The sequence below is a fragment of the Paraburkholderia sp. WC7.3g genome (genome assembly GCF_050436345.1).
Taxonomy (GTDB): Bacteria; Pseudomonadota; Gammaproteobacteria; order Burkholderiales; family Burkholderiaceae; genus Paraburkholderia; species Paraburkholderia podalyriae.
On record NZ_JBNDMA010000004.1, the window covers coordinates 1,415,893 to 1,428,763 of the forward strand.

Sequence of the window (12,871 nt, forward strand, 5' to 3'; positions counted from 1 at the left end):
TCTGAAGATGAGGAGAGCAATCTTGAAACAAGTCAATGTACCGGTACTGATCGTCGGTGGAGGCGGTTGCGGGCTGAGCACATCTATTTTTTTGGCCAACCTTGGCGTTGAATCGCTGCTGATCGAGAGGCACCCGCAGCAGTCGCCGATGCCGAAGGCGCGGTACCTGAATCAGCGCACGATGGAGGTGTTCCGTCAATACGGCCTTGCCGACGCAATCTACGCGCGCTCATTGCCGATCGAATACGTCAGCAAGATGCGCTGGTGCACGAGTCTGGGCGGCGATCGCCCTTGGGACCGCAAGACGCTTTACGAACTCGAAGCCTGGGGCGGCGGTTCCCTGGCGTCGACGTATCAGAAAGATAGTCCGTGCCAGAGCACCGTTTATCCGCAAGTGCGCCTTGAGCCGCTGCTCAAGGCGCATTCGGAGCAGATGGGTGGTGCGCAGATGCGCTTCGGTCACGAGTTGCTGTCGATCGAGCAAAGCGAGACCGAGGTCATCGCGACCGTGCGTGACCGTATCGCTGACGAAACCTATCAGGTCCGCGCGCAGTACGTCGTCGCTGCCGACGGTGGAAAAACGGTTGGTCCGTGCGTCGGTGCGCGTCTTGAAGGTACGCCCGAACTGCTGGAGATGGTGACCGTCTATTTCGCGGCAGATCTGTCGGCCTATATCGACGACGACAACGTCAGCACGTTCTGGTTTGCGAATCCCGAAGGCGACACCAAAGCATGGGGTAGCGGCGTGCTGGGTAAGTTGGGCCCGACGCGGTTCGACCGTCGCTCAGAAGAATGGATGTTCCACTTCAGTTTCAAGCCCGGCAGCAGCGAAAATTACGAGGCGGCTACGCTCGTGCCTCGCATCCGCGCGTTGTTGAAGATTCCTGATCTCGACGTTAGCGTGCTCAGCGTCGGCAAATGGATCGTGCAGGGCGTGCTGGCTGATCGTTATCGGTTTGGCCGCGTTTTTCTGGCAGGTGATGCCGCGCATAGACATACGCCCACGACGGGGCTCGGTCTGAACTCCGCCGTGCACGACGCACAGAATCTGGCATGGAAACTGGCTGCCGTGATTCGGGGCCGTGCCGGAGCCGGCTTGCTTGACAGCTATGAGAGCGAACGTCGCCCGGTCGCCGAGCGCAACGTCAACTGGGCACTGTTCACGTTCGGAAATTATCAGGTGACGAATGCAGCCATCGGAATCGTGCCGGGCGATCCGCAGGGCAGCGAGGCAAACTTCAAGGCCTTGCTCGCCGAGGGCGACGACGCAGAGGCACGACGTGCCCGGTTCAACGAACTGATGAAGGTGCACCGGACAGAATATCAGGCGCATGACCTCGAAATCGGCATCCGGTACGACCGGGGTGCGCTCGTCAGCGACAACACGTCGCCTCCGCCCCGCGACCCGCTGGGCCAACGCTTCGTTCCGACCACGCGCCCCGGCCATCGCATCGCACACGCGTGGCTCGCGCGCGGCTCGCAGAGAATTTCCAGCCTTGATCTCGCACGGGCTGATCGCTTTGTGCTGATTACCGGCCGGCCGGACGTCTGGGAAACGGCGGCAAAGGAGACCACTGACAGGCTTGGTATGCCCGTCGAGGTGGTCGTCATCGCCGACGACGCACAGGTAAGCGATCCTTCGGGCGAATGGCGCAACGTACGCGAAATCGAGGATGACGGCGCAATCCTGCTGCGCCCGGATCAGCACGTCGCGTGGCGCTGTACAACCGCTCCAGGAGGTGTCGATCTCGCGCAGTGCCTGACGGACGTGCTGGCACAAGTCATCGATCGCGCCCCCGTGCTGGTCTAACCACGACAGATAGGAATCGATATGCAAACTTCCACATTAGCATCGCGCCGCTCGGCCTCCGAGCTGGCACTGCGGCCGAATATGCTCAATCACTATGCCCGCGTCACGCATGACGTGGGGGCCACCGCCGATTTTTACGGTCGCATCCTTGGAATGGAACTCGCGAGCACGATCATGGATGATCACGTGCCGTCCACGGGTGACGCCTTTCCGTATTTCCACATCTTTTTCCGGATGGCAGACGGGTCAACGATGGCGTTCTTCGAATGCACCAATTTGCCTTTGCCCTCGTCTCCGTCGCATCCCGCCTACGACGTCTTCGACCACATCGCGCTTGAAGTGAGCGATACGGCCGAGCTCATGCGCTGGAAGCAATGGCTGGTCAGCGAGGGCGTAGATGTACTTGGCCCTGTCGATCACAAAGGCATCATCCAGAGCATCTATTTCCGGGACCCAAACGGTTACCGGCTCGAATTGACGACGCCGATCGATCCTGCATGGAACAGGCACACTAGACAGGCGCAGGCTGACCTTGAGCAATGGCTCGCCGCGAAAGCAGCGGCGCAAGCCGAAGGTCGGGACGTCTCCGCCGCCATGATTGAGTTGATCGGACAGATCAAGCGCAAGCGCTACGAGACCTCTGCGGAAGGAAACAATTGAACATGACCCGTTCCAATCACACCCATGACGCTTCACGGAAGAGCTGGGTCCGCTCAGCCAATGACGGCGCGACGGATTTTCCAATTCAGAACCTGCCCCACGGCGTATTCCGGCGGGCTTCGGGAAATGAAAATTTCCGCGGCGGCATCGCGATCGGCGATCAAATCCTCGATGTAGGCGCTGCTCTGGCAAGGAATCTTTTCCCGGCAGAAGCGCGTGAGGCAGCGCAGGCGGCTGCACGTGCGCCGCTCAACGATTACATGGCGCTATCGCCCGACAAGCGAAGCGCTGTGCGCTCGGCTGTGTCGTTCCTGCTATCTGAGGACTGTCCTCAGCAAAAGGAGGTTTCCGAATGCCTCGCTCCGCAGGCGGACGCTGAATACGCTCTTCCGGCGCGCATCGAAAACTTCTCCGACTTTTACTCATCGCTCAGCCATGCAACAAACGTCGGCCGTCTGTTCCGCCCCGACAATCCGATCTTGCCAAACTATCGCTGGCTGCCGGTAGGCTATCACGGCCGTACGTCGTCGATTCGTGTGTCGGGACAGGATTTCCGCCGACCAACCGGTCAACTGAAGGACCCGGGTAGCGCCGAGCCGGAATTTGCGCCCAGCCGGCGACTTGATTACGAAGCCGAGCTCGGTGTACTCATCGGACAAGGAAACGAACTCGGCACGGCCATTGACATCCAGAATGCTGACTCGCATGTATTCGGCATCTGCCTGTTGAACGACTGGTCCGCGCGCGACATTCAGTCGTGGGAATACCAGCCGTTGGGGCCGTTCCTTGCGAAAAGCTTTTTCACCAGCCTGTCGCCGTGGATCATGACGCTCGAGGCGCTCGAGCCGTACCGCACTGGCTTCTCTCGTCCTGACGGTGATCCTGCGCCGATGCCGCACTTCTGGAGTCCGGAGCTGGCGACACGCGGTTCGATTGATATCCGGGTCGAGACCCTGTTGCAGTCAGCGCAGATGCGAACCAGCGGCGCACCTCCGGCGAGCTTGTCCGTCTCGCGTTATCCGGACGCTTATTGGGCAATGTCACAACTGATTGCACATCAGACATCGAACGGGACGAATCTTTGCCCAGGCGACCTGCTCGGCAGCGGGACGCTCTCAGGCCCCGATCCCGCTTCGCGCGCCTGTCTTCTTGAACTCACGGAAGGCGGCAAGCATCCGTTCACGTTGCCGAGCGGAGAAACCCGCACGTTCCTGGAGGACGGCGACACGGTCATCATGCGCGCATGGTGCGAACGAGACGGGTATCGTCGCATCGGGTTCGGTGAGTGCCGCGCGACGGTGCTTCCCGCGCGCCGGCCGTGATGGGTGACGTGATGATGTAAGGAGCGGCTGTGGCCTTGGTCCACAGCTGGTAGGAAAACATGAACCGCATTGTCCGTAAGAGATAAGCGGCTACCCAGGAATCACCCGGATCGGTAAAGGACAAGGCAACCTAGTGACATGCCCAAAGGGTTTGGTCCAAAGCCGGTCCACCATCGTCCGGATGGAGGAGACACAATGAGATCCGATCAAACCGCCGCGAGCCTCGCGGCAGGCACAGCTTTGCCTGAACATTCCGCAGGAAAGCGCTCGGGTGCGAGCCTTTACCAGATTGTGGTTGCTGCATCGCTTGGATCGTGCTTCGAGGCGTACGATTTGTTCCTCGTCGGCACCATGGCTGCCGTGATTGGCAAGCAGTTTTTTTCCGGTGTCAATCCCGCGCTGTCGCTGATCTTTACGTTGCTCGGATTTGCGGCAGGCTTTCTCGTCAGGCCGCTTGGCGCGATGGTCTTCGGCAGCATAGGCGACCGGCTCGGTCGAAAACGGATTTTCGTCGTGACGGTCGCACTGATGGGACTCGCGACCGTGCTAATCGGTCTGCTGCCGACATATGCAACCGTCGGCGTCCTCGCCCCCATTATGTTCGTCGGGCTGCGGCTTGTGCAGGGGTTCGCGTTGGGCGGCGAAAATGGAGGGGCGATGGTGTACGTCGCGGAACACGTTCCGGCAAACCGGCGCGCCTTCTATACGTCGTGGCTGCAGATTGCACCGATCGCAGGTCTGATCCTCTCTCAACTGGTCGTGCAGGGCACGCGTTCTACATTCGGCGAGGCGGCTTTTCTTGAATGGGCCTGGCGTGTGCCGTTCGTGCTATCGCTGGTTTTGCTGGCGTTGTCGTTGTGGATGCGTACCCGCATGGGCGAATCACCCGAATTCGAACGGCTGCGCAACGAACACCAGGTTTCACGCGCGCCGCTCAGGGAAGCGTTCACCGGTCGTCGCAACATCGTCGCAATGATCTGTTCGCTGTTCGCTCTTGGACCCGGCGCGGCGGTGACTTTTTACAGCGCGTTTTTCTACACGCCATTTTTCCTGACCGAGGTGCTGCGCGTTGAGCCCGCAACGGCCAATCTGCTTTCAATGTTCTCGCTCGTCATGGCGGTTCCGATTTTTCTCGCTTTCGGCGTGCTGTCCGACAAGATCGAGCGTAAGACAGTCATCTGCACAGGTTTCATTCTGGTTGTCCTTTGTTATCCGGCTATCTACCGCGGCCTGACGCATTTTGCCAATCCGGCGCTGGAACGCGCCATTGAGACGGCGCCCGTCGTGGTCGTGGCCGATCCGCACGAATGCTCGACGCAATTCAATGCACTCGGAACGTCGAAGTTCCATACGTCCTGCGATCTCGCGAAGAGTGCGCTTGTCCGCGCCGGCATCAGCTACACGAATGAGATAGCGAGCGCGGGTGCCGGTGCAATCATCAGGGTGGGCGATAAGGTCGTCGCTTCTTACGACGGCAGCGGGCCGGACGCCCCAGTCAAGGCTAAAGCTTTCGCCGCCTCGTTGCGCGGTGCGCTGGACTCCGCTGGGTACCCGCAGAAGGCCACGCCGCAGGATGTGAACCGGCCAATGGTCTTCCTGCTGCTGGTCGCCCTTGCCACTTTTGCAGCCATGACCTACGCACCTTTAGCAGCCGCCATGACTGAACTGTTTCCAGCCAGGATTCGCTTCACCGCGCTTTCCGTGAGCTACCACATCGGCTTCGGCTGGACTGGAGGATTTCTTCCTGCAGCGGCTTTCGCGATCGTCGCGGCGAACGGGAACATGTATGCAGGATTGGCCTATCCCAGGCTGGCCGCTCTGATCGGCGCAATCCTTGTCGTGGCGTTCATGCTGGCGGCACGCACGGGAAGACTGCAGCACGAGACGTGACACGAGGGGTTGGCGTGGCGGGCGGGCGCCGGGTCGGCGTTGCATGGCGTGGACCTGGCGGCGCGGTTATGCAAGGTTGTAATCTGGAGACATTGACAGTGCATAGTACCTATCAGTACGAGAAATTCGAATTTGTGCGTCCGCCTGAGCTCAATGGCGTTCCCCATGGGCGCTACCCGGTGGTCGTGGTCGGCGCCGGTCCGGTTGGTCTCACTACCGCTATTGACCTGGCCGCCCAGGGGACGCCGGTGCTTCTCCTGGACAACGACGATACTGTTTCACTCGGCTCACGCGGGGTGGCGTACGCCAAACGCACGCTCGAGATCTTCGACCGACTCGGCTGCAGTGGGCCGATGATGGAAAAGGGCGTGTCCTGGAACGTCGGCCGTACATTCTTTGACGAGACGGAAGTTTTTAACTTCAATCTCAGCCCGGAGCCCGACCATCATCGGCCCGGCATGATTAACCTTCAGCAGTACTACCTCGAAGAGTTTCTGCTTCGACGCGCTCGCGAGTTGCCGAATCTCGAGATCCGTTTCAAGAACGAGGTCATCGGCGTTATGCCGCAGGGTCATGAGGTGACGCTTCAGGTCAGGACCCCTGCGGGGGACTACACCTTGGACACGGAATGGCTCGTCGCTGCGGACGGCGCGCGCAGCCCGATCCGCACCCTTCTTGGGTTGGACATCGACGGAAAAATCTTCAAGGATCGGTTCCTGATTGCCGATGTGGTCATGGACGCCGACTACCCCACGGAGCGGTGGTTCTGGTTCAATCCGCCGTTTCACCGTAATCAGTCGGCGCTCGTGCACCGTCAGGCCGACAATGTCTGGCGGATCGACTTCCAGCTTGGCTGGCAGGCCGACCCCGAAGAGGAAAAGAAGCCAGAGAATGTGATCCCGCGCATCAAAGCGATGCTGGGCGACGACCGCGAGTTCGAGCTCGAATGGGTGAGCATCTACACGTTCCAGTGCCGGCGCATGGGCAGCTTCAATCATGGCCGCGTGCTTTTTGTCGGCGATTCCGCGCATCAGGTTTCTCCTTTTGGCGGCCGGGGTGCCAATTCGGGCATACAGGACGCCGACAATCTGGTATGGAAGCTCAAGCTCGTTATGGAAGGCAAGGCGCCGTCGGCGCTGCTCGACACCTACACGGAAGAGCGCGGGCTGGCTGCTGACGACAACATCAGGAACTCCACGCGCTCGACGGATTTCATTACCCCGAAAAGCAACATCAGCAAAACGTTCCGTGATGCCCTACTGGGGCTGGCCGGGGAACAGCCTTTTGCACGGGCGCTGGTGAACTCTGGCCGTCTCTCGGTGCCCACCATCCAGATCGACTCGAGTCTTAACACGCCGGATGCGTCGACGTTCGCCGGCAAGATGGTGCCGGGGGCGCCGATGGCCGATGCGCCGGTGACCGGTGGCGGTCAATCATGGCTGCTCGGGGCATTCGGTGACCGCTTCGCGCTGCTCCTTTTCACGAAGGACGCATCAGCGCTCGATGCGGCGACTGTTCATGCGCTCGCCGAACTTTCGGACGCGCCGATTCCGGTCGAGGCAGTTGTGGTGACGGAAGGTGGCAGCGCCCCTGGCGGCATTCCCACGCTCATCGACGTCAAGGGGCGCGTCCGCGAGCGATACGATCTCGCTCCCGGGAGCGTCTATCTTGTGCGGCCCGACCAGCATGTCGCGGCACGCTGGCGCGAGCTTGACCCGATGAAGGTACGGAGTGCGATTGCCCGCGCGACGTGCAACGATTGAAGGACTCAGAATGGCACTGACTACACAGCCCAATTTTACTGAACCCGGCAAACGCTATTTCTATTCGTTCGTTCCCGGCGACGATTTTTACGAGGCGCTCATCGATGCTCATCGTGACCTCACCGATGCGCAGAGTTCAACGCTCAACGCGCGGCTGATCCTGCTGCTGGCCAACCACATCGGCGATCTATCGGTGCTGCGCGAGGCGCTTGGTATCGCGAGGGGGAAAGTGGAGACCACCGGCAACCTCGAACCTTCCGCGGAGCGTTGATCCATGAGCGGATCCAATGATTTGATGCAGGCTGAATGGCGTCTGACGGATTTTGTGCATGGGTTTGATGCGTCGCATGCACCGGAAGAGGCACTCGCAGTCGTGCGCAACATGCTTTTGACGACCCTGGGCACGGCGATCGCGGGTGGCGGAAGCCGGTGGCATTGCGTTATCAAGGTCCGGGCAGGAACTGGATGTCTCGATACCAGGCGCGTGTCGTGGTACCGGTATTGTCGGTATCGGTCAGCAGCCCGTTGCCGGTGATTCGTCCTGGCGGTTCGTGAAAGACCCGCTCATAGTCTTGCACGATATTGCGGCGCAGGTTTTGCCACTGACCCGCGTCGCCGGGCAGACCAGAGACCACGATCATCTGTACGCGGTCCGTGTGAGGTTTGGCAATGACGGTGCCTGGTGCGGCGGTGGCCGACCAGATATACATCAGCGTGGCATAGGGCAGCTCTTCACCACCCGGGCGCTTTGCCAGGTCCATCTTGGCCCGGTCGAACAGCGACAGCTTGCTTTTGTCGCCGTCAAAGAAGAACACTGGTCGCGCTGGCGCGTCTTCCTTCGATCCGATGCGATTGTCGGCGCCCTCGATCGGCCTCTCTGCTTTCCAGCGCCATGCCACGACGGGTGTGCGGACGAGGTCGATATTACCTTCGTGTATCAGCGCAGAAGCAGAGCGGTTCGACTTCACTCTTGTCGCTCCCGATGATGACTTCGGATGCCAGTGCAGGAGTTGGTAATGCGTACTGCCGTCGCTTTTCGTGACCCGGAGGCCGACGCCACCCGGTCACAGCTTACCGACGCTTCTTACGTGATATTCGCTCGCACTTTGCCCGGTGCTCACGCCTTGTCGCCCAAGGCATCGGCAGCCGCCACGTCGAATGCCTTGATTTGGTCGCACAATCTGTCGGGATTTCACGTCAACGCGGCGCTCCGCTTCTCATCCGGTGTACCCGGCCCCGCATGGCCGTTTATTGCCTCTGGTTTCTACTGCTCGCCCAGAAACGACTTTAATCGCCCGGACCGGGCGGGGTGTCGCAGCTTGCGCAGTGCCTTGGCTTCAATCTGTCGGATCCGTTCGCGCGTCAGCTCAAACTGCGGCCGGAGCTGCCGCCCGATCTTTCATTAGCGAAAGCTGTAAACACGGCTAGAATAATTAACGAACATCAACATCTGAAGCGACCCAAAATATTATCCATTTTCAATTCTCGCCAGGCCGAACAAGAGAGGCGATCATGAAAGCATGGTACGTCGTGATTCTGCTCGTCGTCGTGGGATGCGTGACGTTGACGTTGACGTCGAACGTCTACGCGCAAGCCAGCAACGCTATGCCGATGGGGTCGAGTCCGGCTGCAAGCTCAGGCAAGGCGACGCCAGCGGACAAGAAGCTGGCTCGGGATGTACGCAAGGCGTTATCGAAAGCGCCCAACTTCAACGTGTCGAACGTATTCGTCAAGGCCCGGGGCGGTGTCGTGACATTATCCGGCAGCGTGTCGGACGGTCCTCAGATCCAGCAGGCCGCGGAAGTGGCGAAGGGCGTGCCGGGTGTAACGTCGGTGAGTAACTATCTGACGCTCTATACGAAAGGGTATTAACCCTTCGACCTTTCTCAGCCGCGGTTCGTGTTATCACGAACCGGACGATGAAAAAGAACGCAACTTTCGAATCATCATTCATTCTGTGAATTGGCGACAAGCGTCGAACGCAGCAAGGTCAGCGCCCTGCCCGGTCGCTTGAGGAGCAGCAACGATTCGGCAGCGCACAACGCGCTGAGCACCATCACTGAGCCCTCAGAACCAATTTTCGCGCGGCAGTCCCACACCAGTTGCTGCACCTGCGAAGGAAACTGTTCGGCGTCGTCCGCAAGGGCAAGCGTGCATCGGGCAAGCGCATTCGCCCTTTCGAGGATGTCATCCATAACCGACAAGTCGCCCATGACTATCCCTATCGCGTCGGAAGGAATACCCTTCAAGATACGCCTGTTAATCAGGAACCGACAACCCGACTTAGGCACGACATTCGAATTGTTTGCGCACACGGTTGCGCGGGGCTGCGAAGCTCCCAAGCGCGGCTTCGCCCCGCCAATTGTCAACGACCCAGCCAGCGATGTCGAATGACAGGAGTTGGCCGATCCGAGACAAACACCGACCGGCTTGACCGGACGCGCGCCGACGGTCACTGCGTGTCAAGGATTCAAGGAAAAAGCGATAGGGAATCGGCAGCAGGGTGATGCCGATTACGCGAAGGCGTTTGGGAGGCAGATCGATGCAGAAGGCTTCCCGCCTGCGAGGCCAAGTTGCCTCTTCAGATCCAACAGGTCACTGAATACTGACCTGCGAGCAGGGCAACCCATCAACGCAAGTCGAGCTGGTCCATCAGGTCCGGCAGACTCGCCTGTCCTGCCCTTTTGCGTGCTGGCTTCGATTTCTCCATTCCACCGTCCTCCCGATTGACGGATAACGCCCGCGGGCCTCGATCTGTCTACAGATTCTCACGAGCGGGAATCTGGCGCGCCTCGATACAATTTGTTGCTCGATCAACCGGCGCGGTGTATTAAGAACACTCTTAAAAACTGGCAATGCAGCAGATCGGAGCCCGTACAAAAACCTTGTCAGCAGTGCCCGTCGGCCGCATAATAACGTTCAAGTGGACTGGGAGTTCCCGGTCGGCGTCAAAGCCTCGGTGAGTCTCACCGGGGCTTTTCGCTTTCTCGCGCCGGGAAAATCTTCAGTCCCCAGTCCTTGTAGCCTTCCCCCAGATGTTCGCGCCCGCCGCTGCAATAGAATTTTCGTTTCAGCACCTCGAATGCGCGGTTTTCCTGCCCCGGGCGAATAACGCTCATCCCGACCGGCCGGGCCACGAGATCGGCTAGCTGCAACCCCGGCGAATCGACCTTCTTGTCGGCAAAGATGACGTCGAACGGCAAGGAGATGCCCAGGCGGTTGGCGCCATCACAGATGCGACGAAACTCAAGCTCAAGCTCGTTATCTTCCTTCTTGCCGCGGCATTCGACGACCACGTGCGTCAGCGCGCCGTCCTGATTCTTTTCCCGAAGGAATTCGTAGAGCGTTTCGAGACAGAACCCGAGCGCAAGATGGTAGGGGTTATTGTCCGCGTCCCCGCGCTCACGAAGCGGGATCTTGTCAATGACACAGCTGATCAGGATGAAGTTGCTGAGTTCAATAATGCCGGTCAGCTCGGAGATGAACTGGTGTTTGTGCTCGCGATTGACGAAGAAACGAAAATCTCCTTTTTCCTTCCGGATCTCATGTTCATGGAGCACCACCAGGTCGTGACCAAAGTGGTTGAACTTGAACTTGTGTAGCGCCGGTACGACCTTTTCGCTGTAGTGCCGCTTGTAGAACACACAGAAAGCCAGCACGAACACCGGATAATTGGCATCCAGTGTCTGCATGCCGTGGTCACCGCTCTCATCCACGTAGACGACGAAATTGCTGTATTTGCCGGGCACCGACGCCTCGCCGGCATCATCGTCCACGTAATGTCGCGGCTTATCATCAAACAGCAAAAATTGCTGCGGCACCGGCGTCGGGTCGTTGCTCATATGTTGTTACGCTCTCCTGGTCGTCTTCGCGCCGTTCGCGGATTCTCCACGCGACCGCGGCAACTGCGGGTGGAATTTGGCGCGTGCCGCCGGGATCCTGTTCTCAGTCCGGCGACGCGACTATTTTAATGTCGATCGACGCGCACCCGCTTTCCCGCACGGGAGGTCGGTCGGCCAGCCCCCCATACACATGACGGCATGCAGCCGGGGAGCGTCGCTCGCGTTCAGTTCAGAACTGTTGCGTGTCCTGGCAGCCTTATTGCCGCGATTTCCTGCGCAGAACGCTATCCTCATCAGTTCATATCGCTCGGCAATGCGCTGTCAAAGAGGTCTGGAATCGCTTCGGTCGCCGGTTGCCGCGACGGCATCAAGCCGCTCCGGACCTGCGAGAGAACATCCGGCGGCAGCCAGGCATCCTCGATGGCGCCGATGCCGCCCTCGATCATCTGCTGCAGGAAAAACGATTGGCCGCGTCCCGTCAATTCTGCCAATAGCCGCAACCTTTGCTCGATCTGTCGGTTGACGCGTACCGCGACGACCTTCCGCTGATTTTCGGCGGTTCGTTTCACCGCATACTCCTGTCGTATTCTCCGCGCCGCAAACGGGCGCGTTCGTGCGGTGCTTCTACCATGGTGAATCGCGGTTCGCAACGCTAGTTCGAGGACGGGGCTCCTCTATCGCGCTACCCGCATTGCCAGACTGAAAAGAAGAACGATGATGACGTAACGGCGAAACCGGGCGCAATGCCGAACAGCGCGAGAAGGCCGTGTGGCGGCCACCTCGGCGAGGTGAATTGAGATCGGCGCCGACGTGGCGTAACCGCTCGACCAGCTCAAAAAAGGATGTCGTCGCATTTGAACTGCGGCCAGCTGAGCGCGACGAGTCATCTCGTGGATCTCCCCGCGCCGATCCGTTTCCCGGAGAGTAACGGATTGCGTCGGTCACGACGCGCCTGTCATGCGTATGCCAAGGCCAGCATCGAACCGGTACACCGCTTCGTCGCACAGTGGCACGCATACCCGGCGACCAGTTCGGGAGTCATCGCTTCATCGGTCGTAAGTCCATAGGCGATGGAAAGCTCGTCGCCCGGCAGTACGTCTTTGATCGTCTCGATAAAAACCCGCCCCCGCCCGTCCTCGATCGCCTCGCAGTTCGGCTGGCAGGAGTGGTTCAGCCAGCGGGCACTATTGCCGCCCACGCTGCCGTCAATCACGCGTCCGTCAGCCAGCCCGAAGATAAACGTATGACCGGGCGTTCCGGATCGCTTGTGCCTGGCAGCGGCTCGCCCCGCACCCGCTGCAGGTGGGCCAGCATCAGGCAGCCCGATGTCCCATCACTGAAACGCAACTCAAACAGCCCGGTGTTGCCATGCGCACACGGTCCTGTCGCGCGAAACGACAGGCGCAGACCCCGCGACTTCGCGCGCGCAATCATCTGCGTGCGGCTCATGCCCTGCCAGCAGTCAGCGATGAAGGCCTTGACCGTCCCGGGCAACGACTCATGCGCGATGCCGGCGGGGAGCGTCAGCCCGGTGAGCAGATAGATATCAGTCATGCAGCGACTTTCCGGAATGCGGTGACCCAT

General features: G+C 59.9%; 12 protein-coding genes and 2 pseudogenes. 7 read left to right on the top strand and 7 right to left on the bottom strand.

The features are described 5' to 3' along the window. The first annotated feature begins 22 nt into the window (after positions 1-22). From OKW43_RS40030 to OKW43_RS40055, 6 genes are all read left to right on the top strand, one after another. Positions 23-1,810 (top strand): FAD-dependent monooxygenase, encoded by a 1,788-nt coding sequence (locus tag OKW43_RS40030; protein ID WP_429454267.1) that lies wholly within the window; start codon positions 23-25, stop codon positions 1,808-1,810. Between the two features lie 21 nt (positions 1,811-1,831). Further along, entirely contained in the window at positions 1,832-2,470 is a 639-nt protein-coding gene (locus tag OKW43_RS40035) for a VOC family protein (protein ID WP_429454269.1), read from the top strand. Between the two features lie 2 nt (positions 2,471-2,472). Continuing rightward, the gene (fahA, locus tag OKW43_RS40040) at positions 2,473-3,792 is read left to right on the top strand and encodes a fumarylacetoacetase (protein WP_429454271.1); all 1,320 of its coding nucleotides are present in this window, start codon (positions 2,473-2,475) and stop codon (positions 3,790-3,792) included. A gap of 195 nt (positions 3,793-3,987) precedes the next feature. Then, on the top strand, positions 3,988-5,682 hold the full coding sequence (locus OKW43_RS40045) for an MFS transporter (RefSeq protein ID WP_429454273.1): 1,695 nt from the start codon (positions 3,988-3,990) through the stop codon (positions 5,680-5,682). Between the two features lie 68 nt (positions 5,683-5,750). Continuing rightward, positions 5,751-7,445 (top strand): FAD-dependent oxidoreductase, encoded by a 1,695-nt coding sequence (locus tag OKW43_RS40050; protein ID WP_429454275.1) that lies wholly within the window; start codon positions 5,751-5,753, stop codon positions 7,443-7,445. Positions 7,446-7,455: 10 nt separating this feature from the next. After that, on the top strand, positions 7,456-7,716 hold the full coding sequence (locus OKW43_RS40055) for a DUF2783 domain-containing protein (RefSeq protein WP_429454277.1): 261 nt from the start codon (positions 7,456-7,458) through the stop codon (positions 7,714-7,716). Between the two features lie 172 nt (positions 7,717-7,888). On the opposite strand, the pseudogene OKW43_RS40060 reads toward OKW43_RS40055, so the two are convergent. Both OKW43_RS40060 and OKW43_RS40065 read right to left on the bottom strand, forming a co-directional pair. After that, positions 7,889-8,494, bottom strand: a pseudogene (locus tag OKW43_RS40060) (DUF3047 domain-containing protein); the annotation flags it as partial. Positions 8,495-8,709: 215 nt separating this feature from the next. Then, positions 8,710-8,820 (bottom strand): annotated as a pseudogene (locus OKW43_RS40065) (sigma factor-like helix-turn-helix DNA-binding protein); the annotation flags it as partial. A 137-nt stretch (positions 8,821-8,957) separates the two neighbouring features. Between OKW43_RS40065 and OKW43_RS40070 the strand changes: the two are divergent. Next, positions 8,958-9,317, top strand: coding sequence for a BON domain-containing protein (locus OKW43_RS40070; protein ID WP_429454279.1), 360 nt, complete (start codon positions 8,958-8,960; stop codon positions 9,315-9,317). Positions 9,318-9,391: 74 nt separating this feature from the next. Here the strand turns inward: OKW43_RS40070 and OKW43_RS40075 are convergent, their stop codons facing one another. The 5 genes from OKW43_RS40075 to OKW43_RS40095 all read right to left on the bottom strand — a co-directional run bounded on the left by OKW43_RS40075 (position 9,392) and on the right by OKW43_RS40095 (position 12,871). Next, complete coding sequence (locus tag OKW43_RS40075) at positions 9,392-9,658, bottom strand: hypothetical protein (protein ID WP_429454281.1); 267 nt, start codon at positions 9,656-9,658, stop codon at positions 9,392-9,394. Between the two features lie 753 nt (positions 9,659-10,411). Then, positions 10,412-11,287, bottom strand: a complete 876-nt coding sequence (locus OKW43_RS40080) for a DUF3800 domain-containing protein (protein ID WP_429454283.1) — start codon at positions 11,285-11,287, stop codon at positions 10,412-10,414. Positions 11,288-11,580: 293 nt separating this feature from the next. After that, positions 11,581-11,856 (bottom strand): hypothetical protein, encoded by a 276-nt coding sequence (locus OKW43_RS40085; RefSeq protein WP_429454285.1) that lies wholly within the window; start codon positions 11,854-11,856, stop codon positions 11,581-11,583. A 386-nt stretch (positions 11,857-12,242) separates the two neighbouring features. Next, complete coding sequence (locus OKW43_RS40090; protein ID WP_429454287.1) at positions 12,243-12,500, bottom strand: SET domain-containing protein; 258 nt, start codon at positions 12,498-12,500, stop codon at positions 12,243-12,245. Further along, positions 12,497-12,871 carry a hypothetical protein gene (locus tag OKW43_RS40095; RefSeq protein WP_429454291.1) on the bottom strand — a complete coding sequence of 125 codons (375 nt, stop codon included), beginning with the start codon at positions 12,869-12,871 and terminating at the stop codon, positions 12,497-12,499. The genes OKW43_RS40090 and OKW43_RS40095 overlap by 4 nt, the downstream gene beginning before the upstream one ends.